16 protein-coding genes are annotated in these 18652 nt (G+C 71.2%); 7 read left to right on the top strand and 9 right to left on the bottom strand.

Annotated features, from left to right (window positions below):
* Positions 1–87: 87 nt before the first annotated feature.
* A complete protein-coding gene (pepN, locus tag AC4BGC_RS05545; protein ID WP_490554715.1) occupies positions 88–2646 on the top strand; it encodes an aminopeptidase N in 2559 nt (852 codons plus the stop codon).
* A gap of 12 nt (positions 2647–2658) precedes the next feature.
* On the opposite strand, the gene AC4BGC_RS05540 is transcribed toward pepN, so the two are convergent.
* Both AC4BGC_RS05540 and AC4BGC_RS05535 read right to left on the bottom strand, forming a co-directional pair.
* Entirely contained in the window at positions 2659–3039 is a 381-nt protein-coding gene (locus AC4BGC_RS05540) for a DUF5130 family protein (protein WP_490554712.1), read from the bottom strand.
* Complete coding sequence (locus tag AC4BGC_RS05535) at positions 3026–3391, bottom strand: hypothetical protein (protein WP_490554711.1); 366 nt, start codon at positions 3389–3391, stop codon at positions 3026–3028. The genes AC4BGC_RS05540 and AC4BGC_RS05535 overlap by 14 nt, the downstream gene beginning before the upstream one ends.
* A 78-nt stretch (positions 3392–3469) precedes the next feature.
* Between AC4BGC_RS05535 and AC4BGC_RS05530 the strand changes: the two genes are divergently transcribed.
* The 3 genes from AC4BGC_RS05530 to AC4BGC_RS05520 all read left to right on the top strand — a co-directional run bounded on the left by AC4BGC_RS05530 (position 3470) and on the right by AC4BGC_RS05520 (position 7437).
* Positions 3470–4453 carry a mechanosensitive ion channel family protein gene (locus AC4BGC_RS05530; RefSeq protein WP_490554709.1) on the top strand — a complete coding sequence of 328 codons (984 nt, stop codon included), beginning with the start codon at positions 3470–3472 and terminating at the stop codon, positions 4451–4453.
* 67 nt (positions 4454–4520) lie between these two features.
* Positions 4521–7031: an SCO7613 C-terminal domain-containing membrane protein gene (locus AC4BGC_RS05525; protein ID WP_490554708.1), complete on the top strand. Its 2511-nt coding sequence runs from the start codon at positions 4521–4523 to the stop codon at positions 7029–7031.
* A gap of 16 nt (positions 7032–7047) precedes the next feature.
* Complete coding sequence (locus AC4BGC_RS05520) at positions 7048–7437, top strand: globin (RefSeq protein WP_490545397.1); 390 nt, start codon at positions 7048–7050, stop codon at positions 7435–7437.
* Positions 7438–7440: 3 nt separating this feature from the next.
* Here the strand turns inward: AC4BGC_RS05520 and AC4BGC_RS05515 are convergent, their stop codons facing one another.
* On the bottom strand, positions 7441–8253 hold the full coding sequence (locus tag AC4BGC_RS05515) for an acyl-CoA thioesterase (protein ID WP_490554707.1): 813 nt from the start codon (positions 8251–8253) through the stop codon (positions 7441–7443).
* A 163-nt stretch (positions 8254–8416) separates the two neighbouring features.
* Between AC4BGC_RS05515 and AC4BGC_RS05510 the strand changes: the two genes are divergently transcribed.
* Positions 8417–9034, top strand: coding sequence for a TetR/AcrR family transcriptional regulator (locus tag AC4BGC_RS05510; protein WP_490545401.1), 618 nt, complete (start codon positions 8417–8419; stop codon positions 9032–9034).
* 54 nt (positions 9035–9088) lie between these two features.
* Positions 9089–10303 carry an acetyl-CoA C-acetyltransferase gene (locus AC4BGC_RS05505; RefSeq protein WP_490554706.1) on the top strand — a complete coding sequence of 405 codons (1215 nt, stop codon included), beginning with the start codon at positions 9089–9091 and terminating at the stop codon, positions 10301–10303.
* 147 nt (positions 10304–10450) lie between these two features.
* Here the strand turns inward: AC4BGC_RS05505 and AC4BGC_RS05500 are convergent, their stop codons facing one another.
* Complete coding sequence (locus AC4BGC_RS05500) at positions 10451–10996, bottom strand: YceI family protein (RefSeq protein WP_490554705.1); 546 nt, start codon at positions 10994–10996, stop codon at positions 10451–10453.
* Positions 10997–11128: 132 nt separating this feature from the next.
* Here AC4BGC_RS05500 and AC4BGC_RS05495 point away from each other — a divergent pair, with 132 nt between their 5' ends.
* Entirely contained in the window at positions 11129–11620 is a 492-nt protein-coding gene (locus tag AC4BGC_RS05495) for a MarR family winged helix-turn-helix transcriptional regulator (protein ID WP_490545407.1), read from the top strand.
* 42 nt (positions 11621–11662) lie between these two features.
* Here AC4BGC_RS05495 and ettA read toward each other — a convergent pair whose 3' ends face one another.
* From ettA to AC4BGC_RS05470, 5 genes are all read right to left on the bottom strand, one after another.
* Positions 11663–13345 carry an energy-dependent translational throttle protein EttA gene (gene ettA, locus AC4BGC_RS05490; RefSeq protein WP_490545409.1) on the bottom strand — a complete coding sequence of 561 codons (1683 nt, stop codon included), beginning with the start codon at positions 13343–13345 and terminating at the stop codon, positions 11663–11665.
* Positions 13346–13466: 121 nt separating this feature from the next.
* Positions 13467–13934: a single-stranded DNA-binding protein gene (locus AC4BGC_RS05485; protein WP_490554703.1), complete on the bottom strand. Its 468-nt coding sequence runs from the start codon at positions 13932–13934 to the stop codon at positions 13467–13469.
* Positions 13935–14052: 118 nt separating this feature from the next.
* On the bottom strand, positions 14053–15708 hold the full coding sequence (locus tag AC4BGC_RS05480) for a GTPase family protein (protein WP_490554701.1): 1656 nt from the start codon (positions 15706–15708) through the stop codon (positions 14053–14055).
* Positions 15705–17474, bottom strand: coding sequence for a dynamin family protein (locus AC4BGC_RS05475; protein WP_490545414.1), 1770 nt, complete (start codon positions 17472–17474; stop codon positions 15705–15707). The genes AC4BGC_RS05480 and AC4BGC_RS05475 overlap by 4 nt, the downstream gene beginning before the upstream one ends.
* On the bottom strand, positions 17471–18652 hold the full coding sequence (locus AC4BGC_RS05470) for a PrsW family intramembrane metalloprotease (protein ID WP_490554700.1): 1182 nt from the start codon (positions 18650–18652) through the stop codon (positions 17471–17473). Before AC4BGC_RS05470 ends, AC4BGC_RS05475 begins: the two co-directional genes overlap by 4 nt.

Here is an 18652-nt window from a genome sequence, read left to right as displayed (position 1 = left end):
ATACATTCCCGACGTCTTGCAGCCGTCCGCTCTGGGCGTCTCACGCGGGTTCGGAGCATGTCGCCCCCGGGTGCAATGATGGAAAACATGCCTGGAACCAACCTGACTCGCGATGAGGCACAGACCCGTGCCCGGTTGCTCGCGGTCGACTCCTACACCGTGGAGCTCGACCTGACGACCAGCGAGACGACGTTCGCGACCACCACGACCATCGAGTTCACCAGCGTGGAGACAGGCGCCGAGACCTTCGTCGACCTCGTCGGTGCCACGGTCGGCGAGGTGACCCTCAACGGGGTCGCGCTCGACCCGGCCGAGGTCTACGTCGACAGCCGGATCCAGCTCACCGACCTGCAGCCGACCAACGTGCTGGTGGTCCGGGCCGAGTGCCCCTACTCGCGCACCGGCGAGGGCCTGCACCGGTTCGTGGACCCCGCCGACGACCGGGTCTACACCTACACCCAGTTCGAGGTTCCGGACGCCCGGCGCGTCTTCGCCACCTTCGAGCAGCCCGACCTCAAGAGCGTCTTCACCTTCCACGTCACCGCCCCCGAGGACTGGGTCGTGGTCTCCAACTCCCCCACCCCCGAGCCGAAGCCGCTGGGCGAGGGCAAGGCGCTGTGGCAGTTCCCCCCGACCGAGCGGATGTCGACGTACATCACGGCCGTGATCGCCGGTGAGTACCACGCGGAGTACGACACCTACCGCGGCAAGTTCGGCGAGATCCCGCTCGGGCACTTCTGCCGGCAGTCGCTCGTGGAGCACATGGACACCGCGGAGCTGGTGAAGCTGACCAGCCAGGGCTTCGAGTTCTTCGAGGACGCCTTCGACTACCCCTACCCGTTCCACAAGTACGACCAGCTCTACGTGCCGGAGTACAACATGGGCGCGATGGAGAACGCGGGCGCGGTGACCCTGCGCGACGAGTACCTCCCGCGCAGCCGCCAGGACGCCTCGTTCTACGAGTTCCGCTGCTCGGTGATCCTGCACGAGATGGCCCACATGTGGTTCGGCAACCTGGTCACGATGCGCTGGTGGGACGACCTCTGGCTCAACGAGTCCTTCGCCGAGTGGGCCTGCTACCACGCGGCCGTCGAGGCCACGGAGTACGACGAGTCCTGGACCGGCTTCACCAACGCCCGCAAGAACTGGGCGCTGCGCCAGGACCAGCTGCCCAGCACGCACCCCATCGCCGCCGACAACCACGACCTCCAGGCGGTCGAGGTCAACTTCGACGGGATCACCTACGCCAAGGGCGCCTCGGTGCTCAAGCAGCTGGTGGCCTGGGTGGGCCTGGACAACTTCCTGGTGGGCCTGCGCTCCTACTTCAAGCGGCACGCCTTCGGGAACTCCGAGTTCAGCGACCTGCTCACCGCCCTCGAGGAGGCTTCCGGGCGCGAGCTGGAGCCCTGGGCCAAGGAGTGGCTGCAGACCAGCGGCGTGAACACGCTCTCACCGCGCTTCGAGCTCGACGAGGACGGGAGCTACGCCTCGTTCGAGGTGCGGCAGACGGCCACCGGCGAGCACCCGACCCTGCGCCGCCACCGTCTCGCGATCGGGCTCTACGACCTCGAGTCGCGTCCCGACGGGACCGAGCACCTGGTCCGGCGTACCTCGATCGAGGTGGACGTAGACGGCGAGACCACGCCGATCCCCGCGCTGGTCGGCGCCACCCAGCCCGACCTGCTGCTCCTCAACGACGGTGACCTGACCTACGCCAAGATCCGACTCGACGAGCGCTCGCTGGCAACCGTCGTCGACGGTCTCTCCCGGCTCGACGACTCGCTGGCTCGCGCCCTGTGCTGGGGCGCCGCGTGGGACATGACCCGCGACGCCGAGCTGAGCGCGACCGACCTCGTCACCCTGGTGCTGGGCAACATCGCCAGCGAGACCGACGCGTTCGGCTCCTCGCGGATCCCCGGCTACGCCGCCCAGGCGATCAACAACTTCTCCGCTCCCGGCAACCGTGCGGCACTGCAGGAGACCTGGGAGAAGGGGCTGCGCAGGCTGCTGGAGGAGGCGGAGCCGGGCAGCGACCACCAGCTGACCTTCGCCCGCAGCTACGCCGCCGCCGCGCACAGCGACGAGGGGCTGGCCGACCTGAAGGCGCTGCTCGAGGGCTCTCTCGTCCTCGAAGGCCTCACCGTGGACACCGACCTGCGCTGGGCACTGCTCACCGGGCTGGCGCGCGCCGGCCGGGCCGACGAGGACCAGATCGAGGCGGAGAAGGCCAGGGACAACACCATCTCTGGCCGGGAGCGCGCGGCAGGTGCCTGCGCCAGCCGGCCGACGGCCGAGGCCAAGGCCGAGGCGTGGGAGATCGCTATCGTCCGTGACGACGTGCCCAACGAGACCCAGCGCAGCGTGGTGGGCGCGTTCATGCAGCCCGGACAGGCCGACGTGCTCGAGCCCTACGTGGAGAAGTACCTCCAGGCAGCCGACACGCTGTGGGAGGACAAGGGCACCCAGCGCGCCTCCACCGTCCTGGAGCTGATGTTCCCCCGGCCCCTGGCCTCACCCGAGCTGCTGGAGCGGGTGAGCAGGTGGCTGCAGGAGTCGCCGGCAAACTCGGCGGCCAAGCGCTACGTGCGCGAGGGTGCCGCGGACGTGGAGCGCTACCTCGCCGGGCAGGCGAAGGACGCCCAGTAGGTCAGCCGGAGCTCAGCCGTGCAGCGTTTCGGGCTGCCGGGCACTCTCGGCCAGCTGCAGCACGCCGTGCTTGATGCCGCCGACCAGGTCGCCGTTGGCGAACGCGGACTGCATCCCGACGACGGCCAGCTCGACGGCACCGTTGCTCAGCGAGCGACGCACGACCGAGCCGGTGACCACCTCGATCGCCCGGGCCGACGGGTCGACCAGGATCAGGACGCTTCGGTCCGGGGATGCCAGCGAGGCGTGCAGCCGCTGGGCGTAGGAGTGGTGGTCGCCGTCCACGGCGCCCACGAAGACGGAGAACTCGAACCGGCACGACGTCTCCGCCGCACGGATCGCCCGGTCGATCTCGGCCTGCTGGGCCGAGGAGAAGGCGTCACCAGCCGGCACTGGCGCCGCCGGTGTCCTTGGAGCGCGCCTCGACCTGTTCCGGCGTGACCTCGTCAGCAGCCTGCGCGCCCTTTGTGGGGCCGCCGAACCACTCGGTCTCGCCTCGCCAGGTCTGTCCGGGCTCGTAGCCCTTCTTCGAGGCCAGTGACGGCAGGATCGTCAGCAGGGTGATCACGATCGCGAGCCCGAGCGGGATGATCACCAGCAGGAGCAGGTAGTTGAAGGCCGAGACGGGATCGCCGCTGTCCCATCCCTCGGGCTCCAGTGCGGCGGCGGGGCTGAGCATCCCCGCTCCCAGCACGAGCGAGAACGCAACCGGAAGGGCCAGCAGTGAACGGCGGAAGGGGCGCATGCCTCGGTGAGTGAACACACACGAAGGATAGCCGCGTCGGGCTGGATGCCTTCCCCCATCCCTCGTAGCCTCCCTCACATGCTTTCTGCGACACCACCGTTCGGCCTGTTCGAGATGCCTGCTGCCTGCGAGGAGAGCGACAGCTGGACCTGCGCGGCCGTCTACGACTGGACCGGGGGCAACGAGGACCTGGCCGGTGCGGCCACCTGGCTGATCGGCAAGCCGCTCGCCATCCTGGTGATCTTCGTGACCGCGGTCGTGCTCCGCTGGGTCGCCACCAAGGCGATCGACCGCGTGGTCCAGCGCGCCGAGTCTGCTCCCCTGGGAGCACGCACCGCCTTCAACCGCAGGGCGCAGCGGGCGAAGAGCCTGGGCACGCTGCTGAAGAGCATCACCACCACGATGGTGTTCGGCATCGCCTTCGTGATGGCGCTCTCCGAGCTCGGCATCAACGTCGCCCCCATCCTCGCCAGCGCGGGTGTGCTCGGCCTCGCCATCGGCTTCGGCGCCCAGAACCTCGTCAAGGACTTCCTGTCCGGGGTGATGATGATGATCGAGGACCAGTACGGCGTCGGTGACGCCGTCGACCTCGGTGAGGCGGTCGGGACCGTCGAGGCGGTGGGCCTGCGGGTCACCCGCGTGCGCGACGTGGACGGCACCGTCTGGTACGTGCGCAACGGCGAGATCCTGCGGGTCGGCAACCAGAGCCAGAACTGGGCCCGGACGGTCCTCGACGTCGGCGTGAGCTACTCCGAGGACCTCTCCCGGGTACGCCGGGTGCTCACCGACGTCGCCCACGGCCTGTGGGAGGACGAGGACTTCAAGAACATCATCATCGAGGAGCCCGAGGTCTGGGGCGTGCAGAACCTCGCTCCCGACGCGGTGATCGTGCGGGTCACGCTGAAGACCGCGCCGATGCAGCAGTGGGCGGTGGCGCGTGAGATGCGCGAGCGGATCAAGTCGCGCTTCGACCACGAGGGCATTGTGATGCCGCTCCCCCAGCGGGTCGTGTGGCAGAGCGGCCCGGCCGCGGACCGGCCGGCCGCCCCCGCACCTGAGTAGTCCTACTCAGTCCGGTTGAGTCGCGCACCGGGCGCGCGAGCCGACCCCGGACCGCGACGATCGCTCCATGAGCAGACTCGCGGACCCGACCATCTGCCCCGACTGCCGCGGCAGCCTCGACCCCGACGCCACGTGCACGCAGTGTGGCCTGCGGATCCGGGGCCCGCTCGCCGGCCAGCTGTGGGCGGTGATGGTCACCGCCGACGGGCTGGTGGAGCAGCTCCGACTGGCCCCGGAGAGTGCCCCGGAGAGCGCCCCGGGGACCAGCGCTGTCACGGGCGGACCCACGCCGGTGGTCCCGGGACCGGCGGCAGCCCTGCCCCGCCACCCCGGCACCGCCACCCCGGCCGCTCCGAGGCCCCGTCGGCTGCCCTCGGCCTCGGTGCCCGTGGTGCTGCTCTCGCTGGGCGCGCTGTGCCTGCTGGTGGCCGCGGTGGTCTTCGTGGCGGTGACCTGGAGCCTGCTCGGCCTGACCGGGCGCACGCTGGTCCTGCTCGCGGTGACCGCTGCCTTCGCCGCGGTGGCCACGGTCCTGACCCGCAAGGGCCTGCGCGGAGCCGCCGAGACGTTCTGGTTGGTGGTCGCGGGAATGCTCACCGTGGACCTGCTCGGCGCCCAATCCGCCGGCCTGCTGGGCCTGGACGCCCTCTCCTGGCGCGGGACGAGCGCCCTGGTGGGTGTGCCGCTGCTGGCCCTGGGTGTGGCGGCAGGCGCCTGGGCCCGGAGCCAGCCCGTCGGGCGGCTGCTCGGCGCCGAGGCGGTGGCCGTGCTCGGCGCGCTCCTGGTGTGCGCGAGCAACGCGTGGTTCGCCGAGAACCCTGAGCTCGGCACCACCATCGCCGTCCCGCTGCTCGGCGGTGGCTGCGCGCTGCTGCGCCGCAGGGTCCCCGTGGCGGCGTACGGGCTGGGCGGGGTGGGGGCGGTGACCTGGTTCGTGCTCCTGGGCGAAGGGTGGGCGCGAGTGCTGGAGAGCGCCACGCTCGCCGGCTGGTGGAGCCAGGGCCGCGGCTGGCCGCTGCTGGCCGCGTTCGTGCTCGCCGCCGTGGCAGCGCAGCTCGTCCGGCCCGACCAGCTCCGCTCGGTGGTCGCCGGGCTGGCGCTGGTGCCGCTGGTGCTGCTCGGCAACGGTCCGGAGACCGGGGCACCGGCCACCCAGCAGCTCCTCCTCGTGTGCGCCACCCTCGCCGTGCTCGGCGCGCTGACCGCCCTGGGGGGCGAGGTCTGGGCCCGCGGTGCGGCAGTGCTCACCGGGCTAGGGATCGCCGGTCTGGGCGTGTGGCTGGCCGCCGTGCCGTTCGACGTGGTGGCCGAGCTCGACCCCGACGGCGTCACCGCGACCGACGTGCTCCTGCCGACGCAGGGAGGCCACCCCGCCTGGTGGACGTTCCCGGTGGCCGCGACAGCGCTGGTGCTCGCGGCGTACTGCCTGGTCCGCCGGTTTCCGGCGCGGCACGCCACCACCGCGAGCCGGGTGGTCGCCACCCTGACGCCGGTCACGCTCGCGCTCGGCCTGCTCGCCCTGGTCCTGGAGCTCGCGCCGCCGCTGTGGACGGGCGTGCTCGCCGCCGCACTCGCGACCACGGCCGGCGCGGGAGCGGCCTGGTGGTCTCGCGATCGTCTGGTCGCCGCCGTAGCCGGGAGCACCGCCACGGCGTACCTCGCGGCCCTGACGTTGTACGCCGCCGCTGCCGCCCACCTGCTCAGCGCGCTGACGGCCACGGCGATCGCCCTGGTCGCGGCGCTGGGCGGGGCGGTGCGTGAGCGCGAGCGCGCCGCCCTGGCCCCGGCGGTGCTGGGCGCGGTCTCCGCGCTGCTCGGCGGCTGGGCGCTGGTCTCCTGGGGCCTGGAGGCCGGGCTCGAGCCGAGCACGCGCGCGCTGCTCCTGGCGGTGTACGCCGCCGCGGTCGGCCTGCTCGCCGCCCCGGCCACCCGTCAGCCCAGCACCCGGGTCGCCCTGGAAGCGTCCGCCGCCGTGCTCGCCGTGCTCGCGCTCGCCGCGTCGGGCGACGAGCGGACCGCCGCGATGGTGCTCACCGTCGTCGGGACGGGCCTGTGCGCGATCACCGTGAGCACGCGGGACCGGCTGCACCTCGGCTGGGCCGGGGCCGTCGTCCTCGGCATCGCCACGGTGCTGCGGGTGGACGCCGCAGTGAGTGCGCCGGAGCTGTACACGCTCCCGGCCGCCCTGCTGCTCGTGACTGCGGGCGCCTGGCGGCTGTACCGGGACCCCACGACCACCAGCGTCGCGGCGCTCGGCAGCGGGCTCACCCTGGCGCTGCTGCCGAGCCTGCTGCTGGCCCTGGACGAGCCGGTCTCGGTGCGCGGCGCGCTGGTCGGGGCGGCGTCGGTGCTGACCCTCGCGGCCGGGCTCCGGCTACGCCTCGCCGCACCCTTCGTCCTGGGGGCCCTGGCCACCGGCGCGCTGGCGATCAGGCACCTGGAGCCCGTGGCCGAGGCGGTGCCCCGCTGGGTCTCGCTGGGCGGTGTGGGCGTGGTCCTGCTGCTGGTCGGGGTGACCTGGGAGGCCCGGCGCCGCGACCTGGAGACCGCCCAGCGCTACCTCGCCGCCCTGCGCTGAGGACCCGGTTGCCACAATGCACGTCGTGAGCACGTTCTACGAAGACATCGGTGGCAGTCCCACGATCCGCGGGATCGTCAAGCGGTTCTACGCGGGGGTCCGGGACGACGAGGTCCTGCGTCCGATGTACCCCGAGGAGGACCTCAAGGCCGCCGAGGTGCGGTTCGCGATGTTCCTCGAGCAGTACTGGGGCGGGCCCACGACGTACTCCGAGCAGCGCGGCCACCCCCGGCTGCGGATGCGGCACGCGCCGTTCCGGGTGACCCCCACGGCCAAGGACCACTGGCTGAAGAACTTCCGGGCCGCCCTCGACGAGGCCGACCTCACGCCCGAGCAGGACGCCCAGTTCTGGGACTACGTCACCCACGCCGCGCAGTTCATGGTGAACACGCTCGAGGAGAGCTGAGCCTCAGCCGGCGCTGATCTCCCGCTGCAGCCGCGCCCGCTGGGCCGGCGCCATCTCGGTGGTGCCCTGGGTCTCGAGGTCGTAGGTGACCATCACCACCGCCGCTCTCGCCAGCACCCGGTCGCCGTCGCAGAGCGTGGAGCACAGGGTGAACGACCTGCTCCCGAGGTGGGCCACCCAGGAGCGCACCGTGTACGGCTCCGGGCGGTAGGTGACCGGCGCGAGGTACTCGACGTCGGTACGCGCCACGACGTGCTCGCTCCACTTCTCCCCGCGCGTGTGCAGGTTCATCAGGTAGCGGATCCGGGCCTCCTGGAAGTACTCGAAGTACACACCCGGACGTGCCGCTCCGGTCTCGTCGAGGTCCGAGCGGCGTACGACGAGGTCCCACTCGTCGCGGAAGTCGCGGGCCTCCCGGGCCACCGGTCGCCACTGGAGAGCGGGTCCCCGGGCGTCCTGGGCGAGGGCCCGCTCGGCCTCGTCGGGCCGGTGGTCGAGCACGGTGGTCGCACGCAGGTAGGTGGTCCGCTCGCTCGACCCGTCCACCGGGGCGTCGTACACCTCCTGGGCGAGGGTGATCCGGTCCTCGGTCAGCTCGGTGACCCAGGTGTCGACCAGGACCGGCGTACGCCGGAACACCAGCGGCAGGACGAACTCCACCTGGTGACAGGTCACCGGCGCCCTCCCGGCGGGCAGGCCGGCGAAGAACGCCTGCCGGGCCTCGCTCACGTAGTCGAGGTAGGTGACGTTGTTGACGTGACCCAGCAGGTCCATGTCGGCCCAGCGCAGCGGGCACTCGAAGGTGTGGTGCGGCACGCGCAGATCGTCTCAGGGCCTCCCCCGGCCGGCTGCAGCGGCTGGTGGCTCCCTCGGTGGGGAGCGTCCTTTCCGAGAGTTTCTACATCTGTAGAATCTACAGATGTAGATGAACCTTGGCAACGCGCGGAGTACTGTGCGATGTCACGACAGGAGGAACCCCGTGAACTCGGTCCCGGGTGTGTTCAGCCAGCGCGAGCAGGACCTGCTGCGCGCGGCTGTCGGCGTGGTCGCCCGCGCGGGGCTGCGCGGCCTGACGCACCGGGCCGTCGACGCCGAGGCGGGCCTGCCCGAGGGCAGCTGCTCGGCCTACATGCGCACCCGGCTGGCGCTGGTCACCCGGCTGACCGAGTTCGTGATGGCCTTCTTCGAGAGCGACCTGCGAGCACTCACCCTCCGGGTCGAGCAGCACGCCGGGCGCGACGACTTCGAGCGGTACGCCGTGCAGCAGACCGCCGAGATGCTCCAGTCCTGGCTGCTCCGCCCCGAGCTGCTGCTGACCCGGATGGAGCTCAGCATCGAGGGATCCCGGCAGGAGGAGGTGGCCCGGATCAGCCAGGCGGTCTCGCTCCAGCTCGTCTGCGTCGTCGAGCAGGCGATGGCCGCCGGGGGCCGCAAGGAGGGGCGCACCCGCGCCACGGCGCTGATCGCGGCGGTCGACGGGGTGCTGCTGCACGCGCTGCGTCAGGAACCGGCCGACCGGGCGGCGTACATGCGGCAGAGCCTGGAGCTGCTGATGGGAGCGCTCATGGATGAGCCTGCCGACGACCGTCTAGGCTGACCCCGCCCTGCGCGGCGCGGTTGGCGCCGCCCTCATCAACACGACGGAGTGCACATGCCCGAGGCAGTGATCGTTTCGGCCGCCCGAACCCCCATCGGACGCGCGAACAAGGGTTCCCTCAAGGACTTCCGGCCCGACGACCTCAGCGCCCTGGTCATCAAGGCCGCGCTGGACAAGATCCCGGACCTGGACCCCGCCACCATCGACGACCTGATCCTGGGCTGCGGCCTGCCCGGCGGCGAGGCCGGCAACAACATGGGCCGCGTGGTCTCCGCGCTGCTCGGCTACGAGATCCCCGGAACCACCGTGACCCGCTACTGCTCCTCCTCGGTGCAGACCTCACGGATGGCCTTCCACGCGATCAAGGCCGGCGAGGGCGATGCGTTCATCTCCGCCGGCGTGGAGACGGTGTCCCGGTTCGCCAAGGGCACCTCCGACCACATCCCCGACACCCGCAACCCGCTGTTCGAGGACGCCGCCAAGCGCACCGAGGAGCTGGCCAAGGGTGGCCAGGACTGGCACGACCCGCGCGAGGACGGGCTGCTCCCCGACATCTACATCGCGATGGGACAGACGGCCGAGAACGTCGCCCGGCTCCGCGGCCTGGACCGCAAGGAGCTCGACGAGTTCGCCGTGCGCAGCCAGAACCTCACCGAGCAGGCGATCGCCAGCGGCTTCTGGGCCAACGAGATCACCCCGGTCACCGCCCCCGACGGCACCGAGGTCACGGCCGACGACGGCCCGCGCGCCGGGGTCACCTACGAGGCGATCGCCGGCCTGAAGCCGGTCTTCCGCCCTGACGGCGTGGTCACGGCCGGGAACTGCTGCCCACTCAACGACGGTGCGGCCGCGGTCATCGTGATGTCCGACACCAAGGCGGCCGAGCTCGGCCTGACCCCGCTCGCCCGGATCGTCTCCACCGGGCTCAGCGGCCTCTCCCCCGAGATCATGGGCCTCGGTCCGGTCGAGGCGAGCAAGCGTGCCCTGGCCAACGCGAACATGTCGATCGACGACATCGACCTCGTCGAGATCAACGAGGCCTTCGCCGCGCAGGTCGTCCCGTCGTACCAGGACCTCGGCATCGACCTCGACCGCCTCAACGTCAACGGCGGTGCGATCGCGGTCGGCCACCCCTTCGGCATGACCGGCGCCCGTCTCCAGAACACGATGCTGAACTCGCTGAAGTGGCACGACAAGCAGACCGGCCTGATCACCATGTGCGTCGGCGGCGGCCAGGGCATGGCGATGATCCTGGAGCGCCTCTCCTGACCTGGACCCCAAACCCGCCGAGACGTCGCAACTGAAAGACCAGAAACCGCCGAGACGTCGCATCTGAAAAGTCAGTCTCTTTCAGATGCGACGTCTCGGGGTTCTGCGGACTTTCAGATGCGACGTCTCGCGGTTTTGCTGGGAGGCTCAGGCCTGGTCGAGGACGGCCTCCACGGCGAGGTGGATGTTCACCTTGTCACCGATGAGGAGCTTGCCGCCGTCGAGCGGGATGTTGAAGTCGATGCCGAAGTCCTTGCGGCTGAGCTCGGCGGTGGCCTCGAAGCCGAGACGCGAGCCGCCCCAGGGGTCCTTGCCGGCGCCGAGGAACTCGACGTCGAGCTCGACGGGCCGGGTGACGCCCTTGATGGTGAGCTCGCCGACGGCGGTGCTGCCGTCGAAGGAGGTCGTCACGAAGCTCATGCCGCCGTGGTTCTCCACGTCGAAGAAGTCGGCCGAGCGCAGGTGACCGTCGCGGTTCCCGTCGCGGGTGTCGATGGAGTTCAGGTCGATGGTCGCGGTGGCGCGGGTCTCGGCAAGCGTGGTGCCCGTGGTGAGGCTGCCCTCGAACTTGGTGAACTGGCCGCGCACCTTGCTCATCAGGTGGCGAACGGTGAAGCCCACCTCGGAGTGGCTGGCGTCGATGGTCCAGGTGCCGGCGACGATGTCGGTGCCGAATTCGGTGTCAATGCTCATACTCATCAGTCCTCGTGGTCTGTGACGTGCGCTCGCCGCACAGTCAGTAGTAGAATCTTCAACCAATCTGGTCCGGGGATATTCCCGAACCGATTCACGACATCTGGACGGGGGCCACCTAAACTCCCCGGCATGGGAAACGGGAGCGAGGTTCGCTGGCTCGACGCCGATCAGCAGCGTTCGTGGCGCGCCTACATCATGGGAACCGAGCTGCTCCAGCACCAGCTGGACCGCGAACTGCGCGAGGAGCACCAGATCTCGTTCAGCGAGTACGAGATCCTCGTGCGCCTCTCCGAGGCCGAGGACGGCCGGATGCGGATGGCGCTGCTCGCCGATGCGATGTCGCACTCCCGCAGTCGGGTGACCCACACCATCGCCCGGATGGAGAAGGCCGATCTCGTACGCCGGGACGCGGCTCAGTGCGACGGGCGCGGTGTCGAGGCCGTGATGACCGACACCGGTCGCCGCAAGCTCGTCGAGGCGGCACCGACCCATGTCCGGGGCGTGCGGACCCACCTCGTCGACGTCGCCTCCAGCGACGACTTCGCCGCCCTGGGCCGGATCTTCAACGAGGTCAGCGATCGACTGATGCAGGGCATGCCCGACGACGCCGACATCCGCTGATCCGAGCCGGCCCCCAGGGGCGGCCCAGCCTCAGGCCCGGTCTCAGTCGCGGGTGAGGCGCCGGTGGGTGACGCGGTGCGGGCGGGCGGCGTCGGGACCGAGGCGCTCGATCTTGTTCTCCTCGTAGGAGGCGAAGTTGCCCTCGAACCAGAACCACTTGCCGGAGTCCGTGTCGTCGCCCTCCCAGGCGAGGATGTGGGTCGCGACGCGGTCCAGGAACCACCGGTCGTGCGAGGTGACCACGGCGCACCCGGGGTACTCCAGCAGCGCGTCCTCGAGCGAGGACAGCGTCTCGACGTCGAGGTCGTTGGTGGGCTCGTCGAGGAGCAGCAGGTTGCCGCCCATCTTCAGGGTCAGCGCCAGGTTCAACCGGTTGCGCTCACCACCGGAGAGCACGTTGGCCTTCTTCTGCTGGTCGGGACCCTTGAAGCCGAAGGAGGCGACGTAGGCGCGCGAGTTCATCTCGAAGTTGGCGACCTTGATGAAGTCCAGGCCGTCGGAGACGACCTCCCAGACGTTCTTCGTGGGGTCGAGTCCCCCGCGGCTCTGGTCGACGTAGGAGATCTTCACCGTGGTGCCGACCTTGAGCTCGCCCTTGTCGGGCTGCTCCTGGCCGGTGATCATCCGGAACAGGGTGGTCTTGCCGACGCCGTTGGGGCCGATCACGCCGACGATGCCCGCGCGGGGCAGGCTGAAGGACAGGTCGTGGATCAGGGTGCGCCCGTCGAAGCCCTTGGTCAGCCCGTGTGCCTCCAGGACGATGTCGCCCAGGCGCGGACCGGCGGGGATGTTGATCTCCGAGGTGTCGATCTTGCGCATCCGGTCGGCCTCGGCGGCCATCTCCTCGTAACGAGCCAACCGCGACCTGCTCTTGGTCTGGCGGGCCTTGGCGTTCGAGCGCACCCACTCGAGCTCGCGCTCGAGCATCTTGGCGCGCTTGGCGTCCTTCTGGCCCTCGATCTTGAGCCGGTCCTTCTTGGTCTCCAGATAGGTCGTGTAGTTGCCCTCATAGGGGTGCGCCTGGCCCCGGTCGAGCTCGAGGATCCAGGTCGCGACGTTGTCGAGGAAGTACCGGTCGTGGGTCACCGCCAGGACGGCGCCCGGGTAGGTGGCGAGGTGTCCCTCGAGCCACTGCACGGACTCGGCGTCGAGGTGGTTGGTGGGCTCGTCGAGCAGGAGCAGGTCGGGCTGCTGCAGGAGCAGCTTGCACAGCGCGACCCGGCGACGCTCACCACCGGAGAGGTGGTCGACGATCGCGTCCGGCGGCGGGCAGCGCAGCGCGTCCATCGCCTGGTCGAGCCGGCTGTCGAGGTCCCACGCGTTGGCGTGGTCCAGGTCGGTCTGCAGGTCGCCCATCTCGGCGAGGAGCTTGTCGTAGTCGGCGTCGGGATCCGCGAGCTCCTCGGAGATCGCGTTGTAGCGGTCGAGCTTGCCCTTGATCTCGCCGACGGCCTCCTCGACGTTCTCCAGCACGGTCTTGCCCTCGGTCAGGGGCGGCTCCTGCTGGAGCATCCCGACCGTGGCCGCCGGCGCCAGGGACGCGTCGCCGTTGTTGGGCCGCTCCAGCCCGGCCATGATCTTGAGCAGGGTCGACTTGCCGGTGCCGTTGGGGCCCACGACGCCGATCTTGGCGTCGGGCAGGAACGACAACGTGACGTTGTCGAGCACCACCTTGTCGCCGTGGGCCTTGCGGACGTTGTGCAGCGTGTAGACGTAGTCAGCCATGATTGGACCAGCCTAAGGGGAGAACCCCCTCCGAGCCGATTCGGGCCGATCCGGGCCGATCCGGGCCGATCCGGGCCCGGACAGCCGCCGGAGCGACCCCCGGCCGCGTGCGTGAGCGTCCTCAGGCCGCCGGGGTGACCGGTTGCCCCGTGGCGTCGAGCTGCGGGCCGTCGGCCCCGTAGGCGTGGACCATCTCGCGGACCTCCTCGCTCTCGCGGGGGTCGCGGGGCGCGGCACGCACCGTCTTCTCGAAGGTGCTGGTCCCCCGGTTCAGGTCGTGCCCCACGAAGGTGGCGTCCACGACCCAGGTGACCGAGCTCGGCTGGCCCTCGCGCTCCCAGACATCGACCCGGACGCGGCCGTGCACCACCACCGCGTCTCCACGCTTGATGCTCTCGCTGACGTTCTTGCCCAGTCCTCGCCAGCAGTTCACGGTGAACCAGGACGTCTGCCCGTCCACCCAGGTCCCGGCCTTGTTGTAGCGCGGCGTCGCGCCCACGCGGAAGGACGCGCACTGGGTGTCGCCCACGTCGCGCACGTCCACGTCTCCGCCGACCCAGCCCTGCAAGGTCACGAACGGTTCGTTCATCTTCTGCCTCCTCGTCGTCGATGCAAGGCAGTTCACCTGCCCGTGACGACACCGGGGCAGGCGCCGGGCGACGCTGTGGACCCGTCACCGCACGGGGCCGGCTGTGGACGCGAAGTGGTCAGCCGCGCGCGGCGCGCAGGCCCTCCCAGGTCTCGCGGTACGCCGCAAGCTCGGCCGCCACCGGGTCGATCACCAGCTCCTCGGCCACCTCGGCCACTCCCGCGCGCAAGCGTTTGTCGGCCCGTCGCGCCCGCGACCCGGCGGAGTAGGAGATCAGCAGTCGCGAGAGCAGCGCGAGCCCGACACCAGCGCCCGCGCCGAGAACCAGCATCAGCGAGGGCACCGGCAGGCCCAGGTAGTCCGGTGTGCCCGGAGCCGAGAGCTGCAGGTAGGAGAACGCGGCGAGGCCGGTGAGCCACAGCCCCCCGACCAGCGCCGTCGCGAAGAGCACCCACTGCAGCACCCGCACCACCCGGCACCACAGGGGGATCTCGGAGACGCCGAGGTCGGTCGTGGTGACCACCCGGTCCAGCCGGTCACCCAGGTCGGCGAACCGGGAGGTGGAGGCCCGCCTCACCGAGCGGACCCAGGGCTGGGCGAGGCCGGTGGACGTCCGGTCGCACAGGTCGCGGACGGCGCTGTCCACCCGGGCCTGCTGCACCTGGCCGACTGTGGGCAGGGAGGACCGGGCGGCGGCGACCAGGTCCCGGCCGGAGGTGTGGCGGTCGAGGTGCAGCCTCCTGAGCGGATCGGGCTTCAGCCTGGAGACCCAGGCGGTGACCGGCCAGCCCGTGGCCCTGCGCGCACGCACGGTCGTGGCCCGGCGTACGGCATCGGCGACGGTGGGGACGCCCGCAGCGTCGGCGAGCGCGTCCACGAGCTCGCGCTGGTCCTTGGGCCCCAGCTCGCGGGGGGCTGCGTCACCGTTGTGGTCGGCGAGCCGCGCAGAGGCCGCGTCGAGATCGCCGGCCAGGCGCTTGCGGATCGAGGCCTTGTCGGCGACCCGCTGAGCGATCGCGCGCCGCAGCTCGGGGATCCCCTCCCCCGTCCGCGCCGAGGTGCCGAGCACCGGGACGCCGTCGAGGCCGTCCGCGGCGAGCAGCCGCCGTACGTCGTCGAGCACGGCGTCACGACGGTCGGCCGGCACCTCGTCGATGTGGTTGAGGACGACCAGCATCACGTCCTGGTGCGTGGCCAGCGGCGCCAGGAACCGCTCGTGGATCGCCGCGTCGGCGTACTTCTGCGGGTCGAGCACCCAGACCATCAGGTCGGTCAGCCCGATCAACCGCTCCACCTCGAGGTGGTGGGCCACCTCGGTGGAGTCGTGGTCGGGCAGGTCGAGCAGCACCAGCCCTTCGAGCGAGGCGTCCTGCTGCCCGCGGTCGAGCATCGAGTCGTGGAGCACCCGGTGACGCGGCGGGATCTCCAGCCAGTCGAGCAGCCCGTCGGCCCCGTCCGCGCCCCAGATGCACGCGGTGGCCGAGGACGTCGTCGGACGGCGTACGCCGACCTCGGCGAGCTGATGACCGGTCAGGGCGTTGAACGTGGAGGACTTGCCGGACCCCGTGGCCCCGGCCAGGGCGACCACCGTGTGGTCGGCGGACATCCGCAACCGGGCTGCGGCGCGATCGACGACTTGGGAGACGGGTTCCACGACGGAGTCGTCGAGACGTCCGCGACCGGCCTCGACCGCGCGCTGGAGACCGTCGAGCCGGGTGTCGAGCGGCGCGGAGCGGCCGAACACCTTCCGGGCCCCGGCGAGGAGCCCGCTCACGACGCGTTGTCCCTCGCGGCGAAGCGCAGGTCGTCCACCTTGCGCGCCAGCGTCCGCAGCTGCTCGCCGGCATCGGCGGAGACCCCGAGGGCGTCGAGCCGGTCCACGTAGCGCTGCTTCTCCTGTTCCATCAGGGCCTCGACCCGCTGCCGCAGATCCTTGCGGGCGTTCGACGCCAGGCGGCGTACGGCCTGGTCCCCGAAGACCGCCTCCAGCAGCTTCTGGCCGAGTACGGCGGAACCGCCCGCGATCCCGACCTCGGCCCCGGTGACTCCACCGGTCGAGGCGAAGACCACGACCATCAGCGCCACCGCGAGGCCGTTGAACCCGTAGGCGAGGAAGCGAGCCGTCGTGCGCTTGTCCGCACCCTCGCTGCGGACCAGGTCGAGCACGGCGGTCTGCCAGTCGCGGACCATCCGCTCGCTGCGCTCACGCAGGTCGCGGGAGGCCCGGGAGAGGTCGACGCCACCGTCCTGGAGCACCTGGAGGCCCGCGTCCACCGAGCGCCAGGAGGCGTCCGTGCGCTCGGCCGCGGCCTCGGCGTGCTCGAGGATCAGCGTCTGCAGACCCGACTCGACCGCCACGGCCACCCGCTCGACCTCCTGCGGCTTGCCCTTCACCGCGTTGGTGACCCGGTCGCGCAGCCAGCCGATCCGCGACTGCAGGTTGCGGAGCAGCTCACCGGTCCCCACGAACTCCTGCCACCTCGCGAGCACCTCGCCCCGCAGCAGGGTGCCGTCGGCCGAGGCCTCGTCGATGTCGGCCAGGGCCTGGTCGTAGGAGGCGTCCACGTCGCGCTCGAGCCGCGCGCGGATGTCGGTCTGGACCTGGCAGGCGTCGGCGAGGTCATGGGTACGGCGGGCGATGGTGCGCACTGCTCCTTCGAGGGTCTGTCGGACGACGGCGTTGCGGGCCTCCACGTCAGCGCCGAGGGCCGCGAGCCACTCGCGGATGTCGCTGACGGCAGCGGGGGCGAGCAGCCCGTGCTCGTCGAGCGGGCCCTCGGCGACCGTGAACAGCGGGGAGTCCCTGAGTCCGCGGGAGGTCAGCATTCTCGCAAGGTGACCGCTGACCACGGGCATCGCCTCGTCCGCGGTCCGGTCGAGCACGATCGCCACGGCGGCGCTGCGCTCGGCCGCCTGCTTGAGGAACCCCCAGGGGACCTGGTCGGCGTAGCGCGCCGCCGAGGTGACGAACAGCCAGAGGTCGGCCGCGGCCAGGAGCTGGGCGGCGAGGCTGCGGTTGTGCTCCTCGACCGAGTCGATGTCCGGCGCGTCCAGCAGGGCCAGCCCGCGCGGGATCGCCGTCGAGGAGACCAGCCGCAGGGCATCGGGGTCGGTGGTCGCCCGGGTGGTGCGCTCGAGCTCGGGCAGGATGCGCGGCTGGTCGAACCAGCTCACGTCCTCGGGGTGGTGCACGAGCACGGGCGAGCGCGTCGTGGGCCGGAGTACGCCGGGCTCGCTCACCGGCTGGCCCACGAGGGAGTTGACCAGCGTCGACTTGCCGGCGCCGGTGGAACCGCCCACCACCGTGAGCAGCGGGGCGTCGGTCTGCACCAGCCGGGGCAGCACGTAGTCGTCGAGCTGGTCGACCGTCTCGGCGAGGACGGCACGGCTCTGCGCCACTCCGGGGACCTCCAGCGGCAGCCGCGCCCGCTGGAGGGCGTCGCGCAGGGCCGTGAGGGTGCTCAGCATCTGCGCGGAGGGCTCGGAGCTCCCCGTGGCGGGCTCGTGCGGTCCCCCCGAGGAGGGCCCGGCGGGGCTCACTGCCGCGTCCCCTCCCCCGGTCCGGGGCCCCGGGTCTGGGTGACCACGGGCAGCTGGGCGGGCTGGCGCCCACCGGCCGGCTGCGGCCAGATCAACCCGGGGCGCAGGGCGCGCATCCGGTCGACGTGCTGCTGGCCGACCGCGGCGAAGTCCGGCGGCGCCACTCCGCGCAGGTAGCGGCTGTGCAGGAAGCCGAGCTCCACTGCCTCGTTCTGGTAGGCCACCATCGTCCGCCGTGCCGGCTTTCCGCCGACCTTCTCGGCGTACCGCCGGGCGAAGCGTCGCGCCGGGATCCGCGAGAGCCAGGGGATCTCGGCCGGGTGCAGGAACCCGCGCTGGGCACAGTCGCTGAGCGCCGCGGTCAGTACGGCGCCCTCACGGCGTCGCGACCAGATCGCGAACCCGCTCAGCAGCAGGAACGCCGGCACCATCAAGAAGACGTAGGTCGCGATCGCGTTGCGGCCGTCGTCGAGGCTCAGCGAGCCGTTCCAGGCGGCGTGGGCCGCGACGGCCAGCAGGTAGCCGACGACAGGGGCGATCACCCGCACGGGCTTGCTGCGGCTGGTCACCGCGAGCCCGATCCCGATCCCGATGAACGCGGTGAAGAACGGGTGCGCGAACGGGCTGAAGATGCACCGGACGATGAACAGCCCGACGGCGCTGCCGATGCCTCCGGCCTGCCCGTCCTCGCCCATGTACGCCGCCATCAGGTAGAGGATGTTCTCGGTGAAGGCGAACCCGATGCCGACCATGCCCGCGTAAACGATGCCGTCGAGGACCCCGTCCAGCTCCTGGCGCCGGAACCACAGCAGCAGCAGGATGAACAGGCCCTTGGAGGCCTCCTCGGTGAACGGGGCGATCACCGTGGCGCCGAAGGACTCACCGGACTCGAAGATCAGCGCGTCGAAGGTCTGGAGCAGCAGGGCGCCGGTCGTGGCCACGAAGGCTCCCCAGCCCAACCCCATCAGCAGCAGCGACCGCGGCTCCGGCTCGTAGCGGTCCAGCCACATGTAGGCGGCGACCAGGGGCCCCAGGGGCAGCGCGGCGAGGATCAGGCCGACCACCAGCGCGCCCGGCGCTCCGGACAGCAGGAGCACCAGGCCGATCACCGCAGCCCCGACCACCATGATCGCCGACACGGTGATGGTGAAAGCTGCGGAGCTGCGACGGGTCTGCAT

It is taken from the genome of Nocardioides sp. Z38_18, from assembly GCF_058215695.1.
The sequence above is the reverse complement of the archived record's forward strand: the minus strand, read 5'-3'. Positions and strand labels throughout refer to the sequence as shown.